General features: G+C 67.5%; 23 protein-coding genes and 1 pseudogene. 18 read left to right on the plus strand and 6 right to left on the minus strand.

The window, feature by feature from the left end; translation table 11 throughout:
* Positions 1-197: 197 nt before the first annotated feature.
* Complete coding sequence (dnaQ, locus tag QGG75_11470; protein MDP6067851.1) at positions 198-860, plus strand: DNA polymerase III subunit epsilon; 663 nt, start codon at positions 198-200, stop codon at positions 858-860.
* On the opposite strand, the gene secB is transcribed toward dnaQ, so the two are convergent.
* Together secB and QGG75_11480 are read right to left on the minus strand one after the other, a co-directional pair.
* On the minus strand, positions 857-1,396 hold the full coding sequence (gene secB, locus QGG75_11475) for a protein-export chaperone SecB (GenBank protein ID MDP6067852.1): 540 nt from the start codon (positions 1,394-1,396) through the stop codon (positions 857-859). The two genes, dnaQ and secB, sit on opposite strands and share 4 nt — an antisense overlap.
* Positions 1,397-1,510: 114 nt before the next feature.
* Positions 1,511-1,984 carry an FxsA family protein gene (locus QGG75_11480; GenBank protein MDP6067853.1) on the minus strand — a complete coding sequence of 158 codons (474 nt, stop codon included), beginning with the start codon at positions 1,982-1,984 and terminating at the stop codon, positions 1,511-1,513.
* A 240-nt stretch (positions 1,985-2,224) separates the two neighbouring features.
* Here QGG75_11480 and QGG75_11485 point away from each other — a divergent pair, with 240 nt between their 5' ends.
* From QGG75_11485 to QGG75_11520, 8 genes and pseudogenes are all read left to right on the plus strand, one after another.
* Complete coding sequence (locus tag QGG75_11485; GenBank protein MDP6067854.1) at positions 2,225-2,989, plus strand: Tim44/TimA family putative adaptor protein; 765 nt, start codon at positions 2,225-2,227, stop codon at positions 2,987-2,989.
* Positions 2,990-3,012: 23 nt separating this feature from the next.
* A complete protein-coding gene (locus QGG75_11490) occupies positions 3,013-4,188 on the plus strand; it encodes a murein transglycosylase A (GenBank protein MDP6067855.1) in 1,176 nt (391 codons plus the stop codon).
* Positions 4,189-4,249: 61 nt separating this feature from the next.
* Positions 4,250-4,873 carry a DUF1326 domain-containing protein gene (locus QGG75_11495; GenBank protein MDP6067856.1) on the plus strand — a complete coding sequence of 208 codons (624 nt, stop codon included), beginning with the start codon at positions 4,250-4,252 and terminating at the stop codon, positions 4,871-4,873.
* Positions 4,874-4,970: 97 nt separating this feature from the next.
* Entirely contained in the window at positions 4,971-5,759 is a 789-nt protein-coding gene (locus tag QGG75_11500) for a (Fe-S)-binding protein (GenBank protein MDP6067857.1), read from the plus strand.
* Positions 5,756-7,173, plus strand: a pseudogene (locus tag QGG75_11505) (LutB/LldF family L-lactate oxidation iron-sulfur protein). Before QGG75_11500 ends, QGG75_11505 begins: the two are co-directional and overlap by 4 nt.
* A complete protein-coding gene (locus QGG75_11510) occupies positions 7,170-7,859 on the plus strand; it encodes a lactate utilization protein C (GenBank protein ID MDP6067858.1) in 690 nt (229 codons plus the stop codon). Before QGG75_11505 ends, QGG75_11510 begins: the two are co-directional and overlap by 4 nt.
* Positions 7,860-7,932: 73 nt before the next feature.
* Positions 7,933-8,418 carry a Smr/MutS family protein gene (locus tag QGG75_11515; protein MDP6067859.1) on the plus strand — a complete coding sequence of 162 codons (486 nt, stop codon included), beginning with the start codon at positions 7,933-7,935 and terminating at the stop codon, positions 8,416-8,418.
* Positions 8,415-8,780, plus strand: a complete 366-nt coding sequence (locus tag QGG75_11520; GenBank protein ID MDP6067860.1) for a helix-turn-helix domain-containing protein — start codon at positions 8,415-8,417, stop codon at positions 8,778-8,780. The genes QGG75_11515 and QGG75_11520 overlap by 4 nt, the downstream gene beginning before the upstream one ends.
* Positions 8,781-8,841: 61 nt before the next feature.
* Here QGG75_11520 and QGG75_11525 read toward each other — a convergent pair whose 3' ends face one another.
* Positions 8,842-9,465, minus strand: a complete 624-nt coding sequence (locus QGG75_11525) for a gamma carbonic anhydrase family protein (GenBank protein MDP6067861.1) — start codon at positions 9,463-9,465, stop codon at positions 8,842-8,844.
* The gene (locus tag QGG75_11530; protein ID MDP6067862.1) at positions 9,462-9,848 is read right to left on the minus strand and encodes an Ldh family oxidoreductase; all 387 of its coding nucleotides are present in this window, start codon (positions 9,846-9,848) and stop codon (positions 9,462-9,464) included. The genes QGG75_11525 and QGG75_11530 overlap by 4 nt, the downstream gene beginning before the upstream one ends.
* Before the next feature lie 452 nt (positions 9,849-10,300).
* On the opposite strand from QGG75_11530, the gene QGG75_11535 reads away from it, so the two are divergent.
* Positions 10,301-10,591: a hypothetical protein gene (locus tag QGG75_11535; protein ID MDP6067863.1), complete on the plus strand. Its 291-nt coding sequence runs from the start codon at positions 10,301-10,303 to the stop codon at positions 10,589-10,591.
* 20 nt (positions 10,592-10,611) lie between these two features.
* On the opposite strand, the gene hslU is transcribed toward QGG75_11535, so the two are convergent.
* On the minus strand, positions 10,612-11,922 hold the full coding sequence (gene hslU / locus QGG75_11540; GenBank protein ID MDP6067864.1) for an ATP-dependent protease ATPase subunit HslU: 1,311 nt from the start codon (positions 11,920-11,922) through the stop codon (positions 10,612-10,614).
* A 4-nt stretch (positions 11,923-11,926) separates the two neighbouring features.
* Entirely contained in the window at positions 11,927-12,472 is a 546-nt protein-coding gene (gene hslV, locus QGG75_11545; GenBank protein MDP6067865.1) for an ATP-dependent protease subunit HslV, read from the minus strand.
* A gap of 172 nt (positions 12,473-12,644) precedes the next feature.
* On the opposite strand from hslV, the gene hisB reads away from it, so the two are divergent.
* From hisB to QGG75_11585, 8 genes are all read left to right on the plus strand, one after another.
* Entirely contained in the window at positions 12,645-13,244 is a 600-nt protein-coding gene (hisB, locus tag QGG75_11550; GenBank protein ID MDP6067866.1) for an imidazoleglycerol-phosphate dehydratase HisB, read from the plus strand.
* An 8-nt stretch (positions 13,245-13,252) separates the two neighbouring features.
* Positions 13,253-13,639 carry a DUF2628 domain-containing protein gene (locus QGG75_11555; GenBank protein ID MDP6067867.1) on the plus strand — a complete coding sequence of 129 codons (387 nt, stop codon included), beginning with the start codon at positions 13,253-13,255 and terminating at the stop codon, positions 13,637-13,639.
* 5 nt (positions 13,640-13,644) lie between these two features.
* A complete protein-coding gene (hisH, locus tag QGG75_11560; GenBank protein MDP6067868.1) occupies positions 13,645-14,301 on the plus strand; it encodes an imidazole glycerol phosphate synthase subunit HisH in 657 nt (218 codons plus the stop codon).
* A complete protein-coding gene (locus QGG75_11565) occupies positions 14,301-14,825 on the plus strand; it encodes a GNAT family N-acetyltransferase (protein MDP6067869.1) in 525 nt (174 codons plus the stop codon). Before hisH ends, QGG75_11565 begins: the two co-directional genes overlap by 1 nt.
* Positions 14,826-14,829: 4 nt before the next feature.
* The gene (hisA, locus tag QGG75_11570) at positions 14,830-15,555 is read left to right on the plus strand and encodes a 1-(5-phosphoribosyl)-5-[(5-phosphoribosylamino)methylideneamino]imidazole-4-carboxamide isomerase (protein MDP6067870.1); all 726 of its coding nucleotides are present in this window, start codon (positions 14,830-14,832) and stop codon (positions 15,553-15,555) included.
* Positions 15,556-15,962: 407 nt separating this feature from the next.
* Entirely contained in the window at positions 15,963-16,718 is a 756-nt protein-coding gene (gene hisF / locus QGG75_11575; protein ID MDP6067871.1) for an imidazole glycerol phosphate synthase subunit HisF, read from the plus strand.
* 64 nt (positions 16,719-16,782) lie between these two features.
* Complete coding sequence (locus tag QGG75_11580; GenBank protein MDP6067872.1) at positions 16,783-17,136, plus strand: phosphoribosyl-ATP diphosphatase; 354 nt, start codon at positions 16,783-16,785, stop codon at positions 17,134-17,136.
* A gap of 10 nt (positions 17,137-17,146) precedes the next feature.
* Positions 17,147-17,518 (plus strand): histidine triad nucleotide-binding protein, encoded by a 372-nt coding sequence (locus QGG75_11585; GenBank protein ID MDP6067873.1) that lies wholly within the window; start codon positions 17,147-17,149, stop codon positions 17,516-17,518.
* The last annotated feature ends 175 nt before the right edge of the window (positions 17,519-17,693 follow it).

Consider the following 17,693-nt stretch of genomic DNA (forward strand, 5'->3'; position numbering starts at 1 on the left):
CCGTGGGACGACGTCCGATGGTCCTTCATGGCCGCCCTTTGGGTCGCTTTTCCGGCGCTGTGGAGGGCGTCGGCAGCGCTTGCCGATGGCCCCGCATCGCCGGCCCGCTGCCTCCTACCCACAGCGCCGGCAAAGCGATCATACGTACCATCCTTTTGTGATAGTGGGTACTAGGGCGCCAGGACGGGAGCCCGCCAATGCGTGAAATCGTGCTCGATACCGAAACCACCGGGCTCTCCCCCGGCAGCGGCCATCGTGTCGTCGAGATCGGTTGCCTGGAACTGCTCAACCACGTACCCACGGGCCAGGTCTTCCAGACCTACCTCGACCCCGAACGCCCGATGCCGGCGGAAGCCCAGGCCATACACGGCCTGAAAGATGAATTTCTCTCGGGCCAGCCGCGCTTTGCCGCCAAGGTCGATGAATTCATGGCCTTCATCGCCGATGCCGCCCTGATCATCCATAACGCCGAGTTCGACCTGGGCTTTCTGAATGCCGAGCTGGCCCGCCTCGAACGGCCGGCCATCGACAACCAGACCATCGACACGGTGCGCCTGGCGCGGCGCAAGTTTCCCGGCGCCCAGGCCAGCCTGGACGCGCTTTGCCGGCGCTTCGGCATCGATAACTCGGCCCGCACCAAACACGGCGCCTTGCTGGATGCCGAGCTGCTGGCCGAGGTCTACCTCGAGCTTGTCGGTGGCCGCCAACCAGGGCTCAGCCTGGCAGCCGTTGCCAAGGCCGAGAGTGCGGCCGGCGCCCGCGCCTCCCGACAGGCCCGGACTTTCGCTCCCAGCGCCGCCGAGTTGGCGGCCCACGAAAGTTTCCTGGAAGAGATCGAAGACCCGATCTGGAAGCGTTAGAGCGCGGCTCCCTCGCCCTCGTCCTCGCCCTCCGCGACCTCGACGGTTTCCTGAACCTGCTGTTCGGCCTCGGTCTCCGCCTCGGCCACGCGCTGGTCGAGGTACTGGCGGTAGAGGTGGGAGAAGTTGATGGGGTCGAGCAGCAGTGGCGGAAAGCCGCCGTCGCGCGTGGTCTCGGCGATGATGCGCCGGGCGAAGGGGAAGAGAATGCGCGGGCACTCGATGCGGCAGACCGGCTCGATGCGTTCGGGCGGGAAGTTTTCCAAGGCGAAAAGGCCGCCATACAAGAGCTCGGCCAAGAACATCTGTGTGCCGGCGCGTTTGGCATCGATGGTGATGCGCAACGCCACTTCGTAGTGGGGTCCGCCCAACTGGCGGGTCTCGACGTCGACATCGAGGGTGATGGCCGGGCGTTCGTTGGCGTTTTGCGACAGGCTGCGCGGTGAGTTCGGATTCTCGAACGAGAAATCCTTGACGTATTGCGTCCTGACGCTCATGCGCGGCGCCGCGGATCCGCTGGCCTGGGTGTCTGTCATCGTTGCGCTGTCGCCCGCCTGATGTCCCGCCCGGGAGCCTTCGCTGCCGGTCGGGTGCCGGCCGGGTGCCGGCCGAGTCGCCGTTTCCATAGCACACCCGCCGCGCCAGTGCCATCAATGCGGTATCTCCGGCGGACGGTCGGGCGGGGGATCGTCGTCGGGCTCCGCCGTCAGCACCCGGAACTCGCCGTCGACGATGCCGTCGGCCGCGGCGCCGGCCGTCAGGCGACGAGCCAGCAGTGCCGCCAAAGCCAGACGCAGGAGTGTCCGAAAGGGCGGCAGCAGCAGCAGGCCGCCCAGGCCGTCGGTAAGGAAACCCGGCGTCAGCAGCAAGGCCCCGGCCAGCAGCAGGCAAACGGCGTCGAAGATCTCGGCCAGCGGCAGACGGCCGGCCTCCAGACTGGCCTGAGCCCGGGCCAGCGTGGCAAAGCCCTGGCGGCGCAAAAGCCAGATGCCGGCCACGGCGGTGAGCACGATGGCCAGCAACGTCGGCCACAGGCCGATGACTTCGCCCAGCCGGATCAGGAGGCCGATCTCGGCCAGCGGCACGGCGATCAACAGCAGGAGAAAGACCAGCAGCCAGGGCATTTCCGCCACGTAATGGCAATTCGGTCTGCCATATATATAGTGAGGCGGGGCAATTACCACTGCTGGACCCCCCGGTCACTTGCGGCTAGTCTGGCAACGGGGTGCTCCCGCCCGGCTGGCGCCGCAAGAAAGCGGCGGGCCCCGGCTGCCATCGGCGCCGTCCCGTGCCGGACGGACGTCACGTACGTGCGCGAGTGGGACGCGCAGGAATCGGACACGCGGGAATCGGACACGCGGACAATGGGCGACGGTTTTCTCGACATCATCTTTTTTGCCGTTGTTGCCGGGTTCATCATCCTGCGGCTGCGCAGCGTGCTGGGCCGGCGCCCGGGCAACGGACAGCGCCCGCCGGACGCCATGGCGCGCCGCGGCGAGGCCGGCGAGGAAAACGTCATACCGCTGCCCGACCGGAGCCACGAGGACGAAGACGGCCTCGAGCCCGAGGCGGTCAACGGTCCCGACAAAGCCGACGCGGAGGGTTGGGACGCCGGCTGGGACGAAAGCCGGGACGACGACGGGGAGCCGCGTCCGGTGGTGGCTACCGAGGCAACCTTGGTGGCCGCCGGTCTGACCGAGATTCGCCTGGTCGATTCGAGCTTCGAAGTCGATACCTTCCTCGAGGGCGCCCGGGTGGCTTACGAGATGATCATCGCCGCCTTTGCCGGCGGTGACGAGCAGATGCTCGGGCAGTTGCTCTCCGATGACGTGCTCGACGACTTCACCGGCGCCATCCATGATCGCCAGGAGCGCAAAGAGACCCTCGAAACCACCCTGGTGTCGTTGGAGGCGGCCGAGCCCCTCGATGCCCGCGTGGTCGGCGACAGGGCCGAGGTGACCATCAAGTTCGTCGCCGAGATCAGCTACGTCACCCGCGATGCCGAGGGCGAGGTGGTGGCCGGCGATGCCAGGGCGGTCAACGTGGTGACCGACATCTGGACCTTCGCCCGCGATGTGAGCAGCACCGATCCCAATTGGCGGCTGATCGAAACCCGCAGCATGAACTGATGTCCCGGCCGTCGGCGGTGCGGGTGTTCACGGCCGCGTTCGTGATATTGGCCGCCGTCGCGCTCGGGCTGGCCTGGTGGATGCGGCCCCTGCCGGGCCCCGGCCTGGTCTTGCAGCGCGCCGCCTTCAGCGATCTGGCGGGCTGGCAAGGCGACGACCTGGGCCCGGCGCTGGCGGCCTTCCGGCGTTCCTGTAGGCGGCTTTTTCGCCTCGATCCGCAAAGCGCCATGGCGGCCGGAGGCCGGGCCGGCCGGGTGGCTGACTGGCACCCGGTGTGTAAGGCGGCGGAGCGCAGCGAGATCAACAAGGCCGGACCGCGAGCCTTTTTCGAAAGCCGCTTCGTGCCCTTCGCGGCCAGCAGCGAAGGCCAGGACGAGGGCCTGTTCACGGGTTATTTCGAGCCCGAGCTGAAAGGCAGCCGCCGGCCCGGCGGCCCCTACGCGGTGCCGCTCTACGGGCTACCCGACGATCTGATCGGCGTCGACCTGGGCCGCTTTCGCGACGACCTCAAGGGCCGCCGCATCGCCGGCCGCCGGGTGGCCGGCCGCCTCGAGCCCTATCCCGACCGCCGTGCCATCGCCGCCGGCGGCCTGGCCAAGCAGGGCCGGCCGCTGCTCTGGGTCGACGACGCCGTGGACGCATTCTTTCTGCACATCCAGGGTTCGGGCCGGGTGATGCTGGCCGAGGGCGGCATGGCCCGGCTGGGCTATGCCGCCAGCAACGGCCACGTCTATTTCGCCATCGGCCGCGAGCTGGTGGCGCGCGGGGCGCTGCAAAAAGAAGCCGTATCCCTGCAATCGATCCGGGGCTGGCTCGAGGACCATCCGGCCCAGGCCCAGGCCGTGATGAACACCAACCCGAGTTACATCTTCTTTCGCGAGATCGAGGGCGAAGGCCCGCTGGGAGCCGGCGGCACGGTGCTCACCCCGGGCCGTTCGCTGGCCGTCGACCGGCGTTTTCTGGCGCTCGGTCTGCCGCTCTGGCTCGACACCGCCGCCCCCGGCCCGGCCGGCGAAAGCGAGGGTCCCCGCCTGCAACGCCTGATGGTCAGCCAGGACACCGGCGGCGCCATCCGCGGCGCCATCCGCGGCGACGTCTTCTTCGGCCACGGCACCCGGGCCGAGATGATGGCCGGCCACATGCGACACCAGGGCCGCTATTTCGTGCTCTTGCCGAAAGAGCTGGTGGCCGAGGAGTAGGCTTTACCAAAGCTCAATCTGCGCCGACAATGGGCGTTGCAATCGGAAAGGAACCGCCACCATGACCGGAGAGACCTGGAATATCAGCGGCCAATACATGGAAAGCTGTAACTGCGATTACCTCTGTCCCTGCATCTACACCACTCCGCAGGGGCCGGTGACCTTTGATCAGTGCACGGCGCTGCTGATCTTTCGTGTCGATGAGGGAACATATGGCCAAACCCGGCTCGATGGCCTCAGCTTCGCCTTCATCATCCGGTCGGGCAAGGTCATGGCCGACGGCGACTGGGTCTTCGCCGGCGTGATCGACGAGGCGGCCGACGAAAACCAGCGCCAGGCGCTCGCAGCCATCGTCAGCGGCGAGGCCGGTGGCACGCCGGGGCTGATCCGCGGCAATCTGGTCAGCGATTTTCGCGGCCTCGAATACCGGCCCATCGAATTCGTCATGGAGGGCCTCAAGCGAACCGTGTCGATCCCCGGTGTGCTCTCGTTCGAGATCGAGGGCGTGGCCTCGCGCAACCAGAGCGGCGAGCCCTACTACGTCGACAACACCGCCCATCCCGCTAACAGCCGGCTGGCCCTGGCGCGTTCGGAGGAAACCCATTTGCACGCCTTCGGCCTCGAGCTCGACATGTCGGGCCAGGGCAACAATGGCCATTTCGCGCCCTTCGCCTGGAGTTCTTGAGCGGGCAGGGGCGGGCCCCTGGCGCCGCCATAATTCCTTGCTCCGGCGCGGCGGCTGATATTCACTGGGGCCTTCCCTGGCCAGCCGAAATGTCGCCATGACCCCGACCGCGCCCGCCGAAAAACCAACCGTCGCACTCCTGGTGACCTGCCTGGTCGATCTTTTCCGGCCCAGCGTCGGCTTTTCCGCCGTCGAGTTGCTGGAACGCGCCAGCTGCCGGGTCGAGGTGCCGCCGAGCCAGACCTGTTGCGGCCAGCCGGCCTACAATTCGGGCGACCGCGACAGCGCCAAGGCCATCGCGCGTCAGGTCATTTCCGCTTTTGCCGGCTTCGATTACGTGGTGGCGCCTTCGGGCAGTTGCGCCGGCATGGTCAAGCGCCATTACCCGATGCTGCTGGCCGACGACGCCGAGTTCGGGCCCCAGGCGGCCGAGCTGGCCGGGCGCTGCCATGAGCTGACCTCGTTCCTGGTCGACGTGCTCGGTGTCGAACGCCTGGAGGCCGCTTATCCCGGCCGCGTCACCTACCATGATTCGTGTGCCGGGATGCGCGAGCTGGGCGTTCACGACCAGCCCCGCCGGCTGCTGGCCGGGGTGGCCGGCCTCGAGCTCAGCGAATCCGAACAGCAGGAATCCTGTTGCGGCTTCGGCGGCAGCTTCGCCGTCAAGTACCCCGACATCTCGCTGGACATGGCCGACCGCAAGCTGGCGGCCTTCGAGGCCACCGGCGCCGAGACCCTGTTGGGCGGCGACCTGGGCTGCCTGATGAACCTTTCGGGCCGGCTGCAGCGCCGGGGCTCGCGGCTCCGCGTGCGCCACGTCGCCGAAGTGCTGGCCGGGCACGGCGGGCCGGCCATCGGCGAGCCCGGCGAGGGCGAGGGCGCATGAAGTCGACGGCCCACCTGTTCCCCGAGAACGCCCGCCGGGCGCTGGCCGACGACGATCTCCGGGTGGCGCTGGGCAACGTCGAGAAGGGCTTCGCCGGGGCCCGGCGCAGGCCCGCGCCGACCTGCCCGAGTTCGATGCGCTGCGCGACCAGGCCCGCGACCTCAAGAACCACGTGCTCGAAAATCTGGACGCCTATCTCGAACGCTTCGAGGCCCGTGTGCTCGAGAACGGCGGCCAGGTGCACTGGTGCGAGACGCCGGAAGAAGCCAATCGGATCATCCTCGAGCTCTGCCGCTCCGTGGGCGCCCGCACGGTGACCAAGGGCAAGACCATGAACGCCGAGGAAACGGCGCTCAACGATTACCTGACCCAACACGACATCGAGGCCATCGAGACCGACCTCGGCGAATACATCATCCAGCTCGCCGACGAGCCGCCCAGCCACATCATCGCGCCGGCGGTCCATAAAACCAAAGACCAGGTCTCGGACCTTTTCCAGGCCCATCACCACAAATACGGCCTGACCCAGCGCCAGACCGACCCCCGGGCCATGCTCGACGAGGCGCGCCAGGTGCTGCGGCAGAAATTCATCGCCGCCGACGTCGGCATCACCGGCGCCAATTTCCTCATCGCCGAGACCGGCTCATCGGTCATCGTCACCAACGAGGGCAACGGCGATCTGACCCAGACTCTGGCCAAAATGCACATCGTCATGGCGACGCCGGAAAAGCTGGTGCCGACGCTGGAAGACGCCAATCTGCTGCTCAGGCTGCTGTCGCGCTCGGCCACCGGGCAGGAGCTTTCGGTCTACACCACCTTTTCCACCGGTCCCCGGCGCCCCGATGATCTCGACGGGCCGGAGGCCTACCATGTGGTGCTGCTCGACAACGGCCGCAGCGAGCTGCTGGCCAGCGAGTTCCGCGACGTGCTGCGCTGCATCAAATGCGGCGCCTGCCTGTTTCACTGCCCGGTCTATTCCTCGGTCGGCGGCCACGCCTACGGCTGGGTCTATCCCGGACCCATGGGCTCGGTGCTGACGCCGCGCCTGATCGGCCTCGAGGGCACGCGCCACCTGCCCAACGCCTGCAGCCTTTGCGGACGCTGCGAAGACATCTGCCCGATGCGCATCCCGCTGCCCGGGATGCTGCGCCGCTTTCGTGAACAAGCGTTGGCGCAAAAAATCGTTCCGCTAAAGGAACGAATCGGCCTCAAGCTCTGGGGTTGGGCCGCGCGGCGGCCTTGGCTTTACCGTTTGGCCACTGGCTTGGCGGCGCGGGTGCTGCATAACCGGGCCCTGGGCCGGGGCCGGTTTTCCTCCTTGCCGCTGGCCGGAGGCTGGACCGGGGGGCGCGATCTGGTGGCGCCCGAGGGCCGCACCTTCATGGCGGCCTGGAAGCGGAGGCAGCCCAGGTGAGCGCCGGGCGCGAGCAATTCCTGGCCCGGGTGCGACAGGCGCTCGGCCGCCAGGGGCCAACGCCGGCTACAGGGATCCAGGCGGTCGAGGCGCGCATTGTTGCCCACGCTCCCAACCTGGTGCCCCAGCGCGCCCAACTTGATGCAGCCGCCCAGGTCGAGCTTTTCGAGAGCATGGCGGCGCGGGTCGATACCAGCTTCAGCCAGGTCGCCGAGGCGGCCCAAGTGCCGGCGGCCGTGGCCGGTTATCTCGCCGAGCACAACCTGCCGCTGCGCGCCGTGATGGCGCCCGATGCCCGCCTCGACGCCTATCCCTGGGCCGACCAGCCGCTCTTGGAGCTGCGCCGCGGCCGAGCCGAGGATGCCGACGCCGTGGGCATCACCGCCGCCTTTGCCGGCATCGCCGAGAGCGGCACCATCATGCTGCTTTCGGGTCCCGAGAGCCCCTCGACCATCAACCTGATGCCCGACAGCCACATCGTGGTGCTGCGCCGGAGCGAGATCGTCGGCACCTACGAAGAGGCCTGGACGGCGCTGCGCCAGCGCCTTGGCGATCAGGTCATGCCGCGCAGCGTGCTCTTCGGCACCGGGCCCTCGCGCACCGGCGACATCAACCAGACGCTCTATCTCGGGGCGCACGGGCCGCGCCGGGTGCATATCGTGCTGGTCGCCGATGGGCCGGACTAAGGACAAGCCGCCGGCGGGGCCGGAGCGGTCCGAATCGCCCTCGCCGGCAGAGGTGGCGCTTTTCGAGCGCGCCATGGCCGATATCAAGCGCCATGTGCCGCGCGAGCGGCCAGCCGAGGAAAAAGCCCTGCCCGAACAGGCGCCGACACAACAGCCGCGCCGCGCCCAGCCGGTTCCCCTTGCCGAGCCACCACCGCCCCGCAAACCGACCCCCAGCGGCCTTGACAAGCATGCCAGCCGGCGTCTCAAACAGGGCCGTTTGAGCATTGACGGGCGCCTCGATCTGCACGGTATGACACAGCAGGAGGCCCATCGGGCGCTCGCCGGGTTCGTGCGCAATTCGGCGGAATCCGGCCATAAATGCGTGCTGGTGATCACCGGCAAGGGGGCACGCGTGGTCTCCGAGGGAGAAAGCGAACGAACGGTCGGAACATTGCGTTCGATGGTGCCACGCTGGCTCCAGGAACCGGACTTGGCCGGTCTGGTCATCGGTTATCGGGCGGCCTTTCCCCGCGACGGCGGGGAGGGTGCGCTCTACGTCATGCTGCGCCGGCCGTGACGCCCTTTGGGGCCAGGGTGAGGGCCTTGCGGGCCGAACGCGGTCTCGGTCTGAAACAGATGGCGGCGGCGCTGGAGGTCTCGCCGGCCTATCTCTCGGCGCTGGAGCACGGCCGCCGCGGCCGGCCCTCGCCGGGCCTGGTGCGTCAGGTTTGCGCCTATTTCAACATCATCTGGGACGAGGCCGAAGCGCTCAGGCGGCTGGCCGAGCTCTCGCACCCGCGGGTGGTGGTCGATAGCGCCGGCCTCGAGCCGGCCGCCACGGAGCTCGCCAACCGTCTGGCCGAACGCATCGCCGATCTCGACGCCACCACCACCGCCCGGCTGCTGGCGCTGCTCGACGAAGAGGCGGAACCGCCATAAATAGGTCCCTGATAATTAAATAGGTCCCTGTCCCCACTTTTTATGCCTTTCTTACAAAGACTTAGGCGGAATTTGCCGGATCATCGAGGATTTCGTCGTCGTTGTGGGCGGCCAGGAAGGCGCTGTAGCGCCGCGTCAGCTCGGGCATGATGGTGTCGCCCGGGGCGGCGTGGGCCAGGCCGAACACCTGGCCGGGGAAATTGAGGGGCTCCTGCCGGGCCCAGATCTCGTCGTGGCGATCGGGCGCCAGGATGTCCGCCGGGTCGCCCACCGCCACCCAGCCGATGGGGACCGTGGTGTCGGCCGGCAGTTTGGTCATGAGGTGCACCACGCCGTTGATGCGGACCTCGGCCCGGGCGCCGATGTGGGCGCCGTTGAAGATCGTCGAGCCGGCGGCGAGAAAGGCGCTGTCGCCAACCGTGCAGCCCGAGAGGTAGGCCCGGGGCCCCACCAGGACATGATCGCCGAGCACCACGGGATGGCGTTTGGAGCCGCGGATGACGGCGTTTTCCATGACGATGCAGTGGTGGCCCAAGGTCACCGGCCCGCCCTCGGCGGTGATCACGGCGCCAAACAGAACGCGGCACTCGGGGCCAATCGTTACGTTACCGGAAAGAACCGCGTTGGGGGCGACGCTGGCGCTTTCGTGGACTTTTGGGCGCTGGTCTCGGTGGCTGACGATCATGACCGACTCCGGGCGGCGGGTGGGGTGATGGCATAGCGCTCGGCCCAGGGGGCCAGTTTTTCCAGGATGGCCGGGTCGAGGATAACGCCGTGGGTTCGCTGTTCGGCGCGGCGCCGGCGTGCCGCCTCGCCCGGCAGCCGCACCGGCGGCGCGCCCTCGGGCACCCGGCTTTGGCGGCAGGCGGCCACCAGCCAGGCCACGGCGTCGCTGAAGTTCCGGCCACCGGCAAAGCGTTCGGGATCGATGAGCTGCAAAAACACACCCTCGGACCAGCCGTCCTCGGTGGTGGGCCGGCGGTGGCCGGAAAGGGCCAGCGCCAGGGCCTCGACCAAAAGGCCGAGAGCAAAACCCTTGTAGCCCAGGTCTTCGCCGCCCAGCGCCATGATGGTGGCGGGCGGGTCGTCGTCGATGGCGGCGCGGCATCGTCGGTCAAACTACCGTCGCCGCGGCGCAGCCAGGGGCCAGGCAGCGGCTCTCCCCGGGCGCGGTGGCGCCAGAGCCCGGCGTTCGAGACCAGCGAGGTCGAGATGTCGATCAATATGGGATCGTCGCCGTTGGGGATGCCGGCGGCGATGGGGTTGCTGGTGAGCACGGCATCGAGGCCGCCGAAGGGGGCCACGCTTTGGATGGCGGGATCGGTGGCCGTGAGCAGACAAATGGCGCCCCGCGCCGTGGCCCGCTCGAGATAGGCGCCCAACGCAGCCAGGTGGTGGCTGCGGCGGATCGAGACGGTGACCACGGGATGCTCGGCGAGGCGGGCCAGTGCTTCGTCCATGGCCCGGGTCAGCAGCCAGGGCCCGGGCAGCAAACGGCCGTCCCAATGGAGCACCGAGCCGTGATCGGCCACCACCACGGGATCGCCATCGGCCGCCATGGAACCCTCCTCAAGGGCGCCGAGGTAGGGCGCGAGCAGCGCCAGGCCGTGGGTGCTGCGGCCCAAGAGATCGCCCTCCAACAGCACCTCGGCAACGCAGGCCGCGCGCTCGGGCGCCAGCCCGGCGGCGGCCAGCAGGGCGGTGGCGAAGTCCTGCAATTCCATGGCGTCGTAGCGCGCGGTCATGGCCGGGTTCCGTTTCCTGTTGCGGACCACGCTACACCGATGCAAGCCGAAAAGCGGCCTTACTAAAGTCCGCCCGTGGCGGCCGCTTAAAGAATGAATTTCGAGAGATCCGAATCCTTGGCCAGCTCGGAGACCTTTTCGCGCACCTGGACAGCGTCGATGGTGACGGTTGTGCCGGGCCGGTCGGTGGCGTTGAAGCTGATCTCCTCGAGCAACTTCTCCATCACCGTATGCAGGCGCCGGGCGCCGATGTTCTCGACGCCGGCGTTGACCTCTTCCGATACCGTGGCGATCTCGTCGATGGCGTCGTCGCTGAACTCCAGCGTCACCTCCTCGGTGGCCAGCAGCGCTATGTACTGCTTGATCAGGCTGGCCTCGGGCTCGATCAAGATGCGCTTGAGATCCTCGTGCGTCAGCGCCGCCAGGTGCACCCGGATGGGCAGCCGGCCCTGCAACTCGGGCAGCAGGTCCGAGGGCTTGGCCAAATGGAAGGCGCCCGAGGCGATGAACAGCACGTGGTCGGTCTTGACCGGGCCGTGCTTGGTGGCCACCGTGGTGCCCTCGATCAGCGGCAAGAGGTCGCGCTGCACGCCCTCGCGCGAGACATCGGCGCCCATCCGTTCGGAACGCGCGCAGATCTTGTCGATCTCGTCGAGAAAGACGATGCCGTCCTCTTCCACCGACTTGATGGCCCCCTTGGTCAGGCGGTCCTGGTCCAAGAGCCTGTCGCTCTCCTCCTCCATCAGATACTCGTAGGACTCCGATACCCTGAGGCGCTTGCGGCTGGAGCGCTGGCCGAAGGCCTTGCCCAGCATGTCGTTGAGATTGATCATGCCGACGCTGGCGCCGGGCATGCCGGGAATGTCGAAGGTGGGCAGGCCGGCGCCGCCGGTATCGCTGACCTCGATCTCGATCTCCTTGTCGGCCAGGTTGCCGGCGCGCAGGTCCTCGCGGAAACGCTTGCGTGTGGTTTCGCCGGCGTGTTCGCCGACCAGGGCGTCGAGCACGCGTTCCTCGGCCGCCAGTTCGGCCCGGGCGCTGACCTCGGCGCGCTGGCGCTCGCGTTCCATGCCGATGGCGATCTCCACCAGGTCGCGTACGATCTGCTCGACGTCGCGGCCGACGTAGCCCACTTCGGTGAACTTGGTCGCCTCGACCTTGATGAAGGGGGCGCCGGCGAGCCGCGCCAGGCGGCGCGAAACCTCGGTCTTGCCCACCCCGGTGGGGCCGATCATGAGGATGTTCTTGGGCAGCACCTCTTCGCGCAAGTCGTCGGCCAGCTGCTGGCGCCGCCAGCGGTTGCGCAGCGCGATGGCCACCGCCCGCTTGGCGTCGTCCTGGCCGATGATGAAGCGGTCGAGTTCGGAAACGATCTCGCGCGGGCTGAACTCGGTCATAACGCTAAAGCACTTCCATGGTCAGGCTTGTGTTGGTGTAGACGCAGATGCCGGCGGCGATCTCCAGGGCCCTGCGCGCGATGGCCTCGGCGTCCATGTCGGGCCGGTCGTAGAGCGCCCGGGCGGCGGCCAGGGCGTAGTTGCCGCCCGAGCCGATGCCGATCAGGTGGTCGTCGGGCTCGAGCACGTCGCCGGTGCCGGTGAGCACCAGGCTGACCGAGGCGTCGGCCACCGCCATCATGGCCTCGAGGCGGCGCAGATAACGGTCGGTTCGCCAGTCCTTGGCCAGCTCGACGCAGGCCCGGGTGAGCTGGCCGGGAAAGCGCTCGAGCTTTTCCTCCAGGCGCTCACAGAGCGTGAAGGCGTCGGCCGTGGCGCCGGCAAAACCGACGATCACCGAGCCCCCGCCGAGACGGCGCACCTTTTGCGCGCTGGCCTTGATCACCGTGTCGCCGACCGAAACCTGGCCGTCGCCGGCGATTACCGCCTGGCCGTCCTTGCGCACGGCCAGGATCGTGGTGCCGTACCAGGTGGGGTTCTCGGCCGCCATGGTTGCCTGCTTTCCCTGACTTGAAACGAGCCCCACATGTGGGGGATTTGGCGGCCCCGGTCAAGTGGCGATAGCGCTTGGGTAGCCCGGCCGGCACTGGAATCGCATCGGCGATCCTGCTATACCGCGCCCGGGCCCCATAGGGCCCGAAATCCTTAACGAGGTTAGCGCCATGCGCCAGGGCAGCGTCGAACGCCAGACCAAGGAGACGCGGATCAGCGCCCGCGTCGAGCTTGACGGTACGGGCCGGTACAGCGTGGCCACCGGCATCGGCTTTCTCGACCACATGCTGGAACAGCTCTCGCGCCATTCGCTGATCGATCTCGAGGTTACGGCGGCGGGCGATTTGCACATCGACTTCCACCACACCACCGAGGACGTGGGCATCGCCGTGGGCGAGGCGGTGAGCCAGGCGCTGGGCGACCGCCGCGGTATCCAGCGCTTCGGTTCGGCCCTATCGGCCATGGACGAGACGCTGACGCGCACTACCCTCGACGCCTCCAACCGGCCCTACCTGGTGTGGCGCGTGGAGATGCCCAAGGCCAAGCTCGGCGACATGGACACCGAACTTTTCCGCGAATGGTTCCAGGCCTTCGCCCAGGCTGCCGGGCTGACCTTGCACGTCGAGACGCTTTATGGCGAAAACACGCACCACCTGGCCGAATCCTGTTTCAAGGGCCTGGCCCGGGCGCTGCGTCAGGCCGTGGCGCTCGATCCCCGCCGGGCCGACGAAGTGCCCTCGACCAAGGGCGTCTTGGGCGGATCGCTCTGAGCCCCGCCATGCGCATCTATACCGTCCATGAACGCCCCGGCCCTGCCGGTGCCGATGCCGACGTTTCCCTGATCAAGGAGGGCTTCTGCTGGCCGGCACTGGTGTTCTCGTTCCTCTGGGCCATCTACCACCGGCTGTGGCTGGTGTTGCTGGGGCTTGTCGCGCTGACCGCGGTGCTGGTGGCGCTGCACCTGCGCCTGGGTCTCAGTGGCGAGGTAGCAGTGGCCGGGGTGCTGGGCATGAAGCTTGTGCTGGGCATGTTCGGCAACGATCTCAGGCGCTGGCTGCTGGCGCTGCGCGGCGCCAGCTTCTCGGGTGTGGTCAGCGGCCAGGATGCCAGCGAGGCCGAGCGCCGGCTGTTCACCGTCCTCGGCCCGCGCATCTACCTGCCGTAAGATCCGTGTCCGAACCTACCGTTGCCATCGTCGACTACGGCTCGGGCAACCTGCGCTCGGCGGTCAAGGCCTTCGAACGGGTGGTGCGCGAGGGCGCCAGGCCGCACCGCGTGGTGGTCAGCGCCCGGCCCGACGAAGTGGCGGCGGCCGAACGCGTGGTGCTGCCGGGCGTCGGCGCCTTCGCCGACTGCCGCCGTGGCCTGGCCGCCGTGGCCGGCATGGAGGAGGCCATCGGCGAAGCGGTGCGCCGGCGCGGCCAGCCCTTTCTGGGCATCTGTGTCGGCATGCAGTTGATGGCCGAGCGCGGTCTCGAACACGGCCGCCACGAGGGCTTCGGCTGGCTGGCGGGCGAGGTCGTGCCGATCGCCACGGCCGGACCTTCGGCTCTCAAGATCCCTCACATGGGTTGGAACGAGCTTGAATTGACCCAGCCCGGGCACCCGCTCTGCGCCGGCCTGGCAAACGGCGACCATGTCTATTTCGTGCACGGCTACCATTTCGCCTCGGCCGATGCGGCCGACGTTTTGGCCAGCGTCGACTACGGTTCCAGCCTGAGCGCCGTGGTCGCCCGGGACAATCTCGCCGGCACCCAGTTCCACCCGGAAAAGAGCCAGACCGTGGGGCTCAGGCTGATCGCCAATTTTCTCGACTGGAGGCCCTGATGGTGACGCGTGTGGAGTGGCTTAGCGAGTTCGCCGGCAACGATATCGACGAACTTTGCCGGGCCGCCGAGGAAGCCATCGTCGACGGCAACGGCTTCGGCTGGTTGGCGCCGCCACCGCGCCGGGTGCTGGAGAATTACTGGCGCGGCGTGCTGCTGGTGCCGGAGCGCGAGCTGCTGGTGGCCAGGCTCGATTCCGCCATCGTCGGCTCGGCCCAGTTCGTCAGGCCGCCGGCCAACAACCAGGCCCGCGCCTTCGCGGCCAGCGTCAACTCCTTCTTCATAGCGCCCTGGGCGCGGGGCCACGGCCTGGCCCGGGGGCTGTTGCAGGCCTCTGAGGCGCTGGCCCGCCAGCAGGGTTTTCGCCTGCTCGAGCTCGACGTGCGCGAGAGCCAGGGGCCGGCCATTGCGCTCATTGAAGCGGCCGGCTTTGAGCGCTGGGCGGTCAAGCAAAAGTATGCCCTGGTGGACGGCGAATTCGTCGCCGGCTGGTACTACGGCAAGGACCTCGAGCCGCAAGAATGATCTCATGATCCTTTTTCCCGCCATCGACCTCAAGGACGGCCAGTGCGTACGCCTGCTCAAGGGCGACATGCGCAACGCCACGGTGTTCAATAGCGATGCCGGCGCCCAGGCCCGGGAATTCAGCCAGGACGGATTCGCCTGGCTGCACGTCGTCGACCTCAACGGCGCCTTTGCCGGCCGGCCGGTGAACGCTGACGCCGTCGATGCCATCATCACCGCGGCCACCATGCCGGTGCAGTTGGGCGGCGGCATACGCGATCTCGAGACCGTCGCCATGTGGCTCGAACGCGGTATCTCCCGCGTCATCCTGGGAACGGCGGCGCTGCGCGATCCTGATCTGGTGCGCCAGGCTTGCCAGGCCCATCCCGGCCGCATCGCCGTGGGCATCGATGCCGTCGACGGCTACGTCGCGGTCGAAGGCTGGGCCGAGGTCTCGGCGGTGACGGCGCTGGATCTGGCGCTGGAATTCGAGAACGCCGGCGTTGCCGCCATCATCCACACCGACGTCGAACGCGACGGCGCCATGGCCGGTCCCAACGTCGAGGCCAGCCAGGCCCTGGCCGACAGCCTGTCGACGCCGGTCATCGTCTCGGGGGGCGTCTCCTCGCTCGATGACCTGGCGGCGGTAAAAGCGGCGGAAGAGAGCGGCATCGCCGGCGTCATCGTCGGTCGCGCGCTGTACGACGGCGGCCTCGACGGCGCGGCGGCATTAGCGCTGTTGGCCGGCTAGCATGTCGGGAACGATGATCCAGACCAATCCCGGCGAAGCTCTACGGGATGCACACATCTTCGAGAGTCCAGGCACATGAAGCATGGAGAATTGACCACAGAGGCACAGAGACACAGAGAGGGTTTTCAGAGTGTGCCGCGGCGGAGCTTCCGTGAGCCCACGCTTCTCACCGGGTCTCAGCCGTTTCCCCAGACGCTACGCTGCCGAGGCAGGCGCCTGGAAGCCTCCTTGGCGATAACGCCGACCGGCAACCGGCGCTATCAGCTTCTGAGCAAATCTCTGTGTCTCTGTGCCTCTGTGGTCAATCCAAATGATCGTGCCATAGCCCAACTGGTGCGAGGTACAGCCGGAACATCAACAACACGATGCGTGCATCGCTTAGCGGCGAAGCTGGAGAGTGCTAGCGCATGCTCAAACCACGAATAATTCCCTGCCTCGACGTCAAGGACGGCCGTGTCGTCAAGGGCATCAACTTCGTCAACCTGGTCGACGCCGGCGATCCCGTCGAGCAGGCCCGGGTTTACGACGGGCAGGGGGCGGACGAACTTTGCTTTCTCGACATCACGGCGAGCCACGAAAATCGCGACACCCTGCTCGACGTGGTGGCCGGCACGGCGGATCAGTGTTTCATGCCGCTGACCGTTGGCGGCGGCGTGCGCAACACGGCCGACATCCGGGCGCTACTGCTGGCCGGGGCCGACAAGGTGGTCATCAATACGGCCGCCGTGCACCACCCGGAGTTCGTCACCCAGGCGGCCGAGAAGTTCGGCAGCCAGTGCATCGTCGTCGCCGTCGACGCCAAGTGGGCCGGCAGCCGCTACGAGATCTTCACCCATGGTGGCCGCCAGCCCAGCGGCCTCGAGGCCGTCGACTGGTGCGCCCGCATGGCCGAGCTGGGGGCCGGCGAAATCCTGCTCACCTCGATGGACCGCGACGGCACCAAGCAGGGCTTCGAGCTCGACCTGACCCGAGCCGTGGCCGACCGGATGGCGGTGCCGGTGATCGCCTCGGGTGGCGTGGGTACGCTCGATCACCTGGTCGAGGGTGTGCGCCAGGGCCACGCCTCGGCCGTGCTGGCGGCCTCGATCTTCCATTTTGGCACTTATTCCATCGCCCAGGCCAAGGCCCACATGCAAGCCGCCGGGGTGGCCGTGCGGCCGTGACAGGGCCGGATTAATCTGTTACCCAGAGGCCGCGCCAGCCGCTGCCCTCGCAGAGATCCCCATCATGTCCGACCAAGCTTCCGATGCCTCCGTCCTGGCCCGGGTCTTCGCCGTCATCGAAAGCCGACGCGGCGGCGATGCCAAGAAGAGCCACACAGCCAAGCTCTTTGCCAAGGGCAGCCAGAAGATTGCCCAGAAGGTCGGCGAGGAGGCCGTCGAGACGGTCATCGCCGCCGTTGCCGGCGACCGCCGCGGCGTGATTTCCGAGAGTTCGGACCTCTTGTTTCACCTCATGGTGCTGTGGGCCGACTGCGCCATTATGCCCGAGGAGATCTACGCCGAACTGGCTCGCCGCGAGGGCATGTCGGGGCTGATCGAGAAAAAACAAAGGCGCAAGTTCAAGAAAAACATGGAGTGAAGCGACCGCCATGGCCTATGACGATCAGAACATCTTCGCCAAGATCCTGCGCGGCGAGATCCCTTGCGACATGGTTTACGAGAACGAGCACGCGCTGGCCTTCAACGACATCAACCCGGGCCGACCGGTGCATGTGCTGGTCATCCCCAAGGGTGCCTATGTCGACATGAACGACTTCTCGGCTGATGCCAGCGCCGCCGAAATGACCGACCTCATGCGGGCCATCGGCGAGGTGGTCAAGATCTGCGGCGTCGACCAGACGGGCTACCGCCTGATGTCGAACACCGGCGAAGACGGCCACCAGGAGGTCATGCACCTCCATTTCCTCATCTTCGGCGGCGCCCCCAGCGGCCCAATGATCAAGCGGATCGAGAAGCTTTAGGGCGATTGGCGCCTGCCGATTGGGTTTGAAGAGTCACCACAGAGATGGGGTAATCGGCGCTGAGGGTGGCTACTCTCCGAGCTTTTGGAACGTGGTCTGGATGTTCCAGCCACAAGAAGCGTTAAGGAGAGCAGCCATGAAGTACTATGCCGGATTGGACGTTTCGTTGAAAGAG

This window comes from Alphaproteobacteria bacterium (assembly GCA_030740435.1).
Taxonomy (GTDB): domain Bacteria; phylum Pseudomonadota; class Alphaproteobacteria; order UBA2966; family UBA2966.

Coding starts and splice junctions, on each gene's coding strand:
- dnaQ (MDP6067851.1), top strand. CDS start 198: ATGCGTGAAATCGTGCTCGATACCGAAACCACCGGGCTCTCCCCCGGC.
- secB (MDP6067852.1), bottom strand. CDS start 1,396: ATGACAGACACCCAGGCCAGCGGATCCGCGGCGCCGCGCATGAGCGTC.
- QGG75_11480 (MDP6067853.1), bottom strand. CDS start 1,984: ATGCCCTGGCTGCTGGTCTTTCTCCTGCTGTTGATCGCCGTGCCGCTG.
- QGG75_11485 (MDP6067854.1), top strand. CDS start 2,225: ATGGGCGACGGTTTTCTCGACATCATCTTTTTTGCCGTTGTTGCCGGG.
- QGG75_11495 (MDP6067856.1), top strand. CDS start 4,250: ATGACCGGAGAGACCTGGAATATCAGCGGCCAATACATGGAAAGCTGT.
- QGG75_11500 (MDP6067857.1), top strand. CDS start 4,971: ATGACCCCGACCGCGCCCGCCGAAAAACCAACCGTCGCACTCCTGGTG.
- QGG75_11515 (MDP6067859.1), top strand. CDS start 7,933: ATGGCCGATATCAAGCGCCATGTGCCGCGCGAGCGGCCAGCCGAGGAA.
- QGG75_11525 (MDP6067861.1), bottom strand. CDS start 9,465: ATGATCGTCAGCCACCGAGACCAGCGCCCAAAAGTCCACGAAAGCGCC.
- QGG75_11530 (MDP6067862.1), bottom strand. CDS start 9,848: ATGGCGCTGGGCGGCGAAGACCTGGGCTACAAGGGTTTTGCTCTCGGC.
- hslU (MDP6067864.1), bottom strand. CDS start 11,922: ATGACCGAGTTCAGCCCGCGCGAGATCGTTTCCGAACTCGACCGCTTC.
- hslV (MDP6067865.1), bottom strand. CDS start 12,472: ATGGCGGCCGAGAACCCCACCTGGTACGGCACCACGATCCTGGCCGTG.
- hisB (MDP6067866.1), top strand. CDS start 12,645: ATGCGCCAGGGCAGCGTCGAACGCCAGACCAAGGAGACGCGGATCAGC.
- QGG75_11555 (MDP6067867.1), top strand. CDS start 13,253: ATGCGCATCTATACCGTCCATGAACGCCCCGGCCCTGCCGGTGCCGAT.
- QGG75_11565 (MDP6067869.1), top strand. CDS start 14,301: ATGGTGACGCGTGTGGAGTGGCTTAGCGAGTTCGCCGGCAACGATATC.
- hisA (MDP6067870.1), top strand. CDS start 14,830: ATGATCCTTTTTCCCGCCATCGACCTCAAGGACGGCCAGTGCGTACGC.
- hisF (MDP6067871.1), top strand. CDS start 15,963: ATGCTCAAACCACGAATAATTCCCTGCCTCGACGTCAAGGACGGCCGT.
- QGG75_11580 (MDP6067872.1), top strand. CDS start 16,783: ATGTCCGACCAAGCTTCCGATGCCTCCGTCCTGGCCCGGGTCTTCGCC.
- QGG75_11585 (MDP6067873.1), top strand. CDS start 17,147: ATGGCCTATGACGATCAGAACATCTTCGCCAAGATCCTGCGCGGCGAG.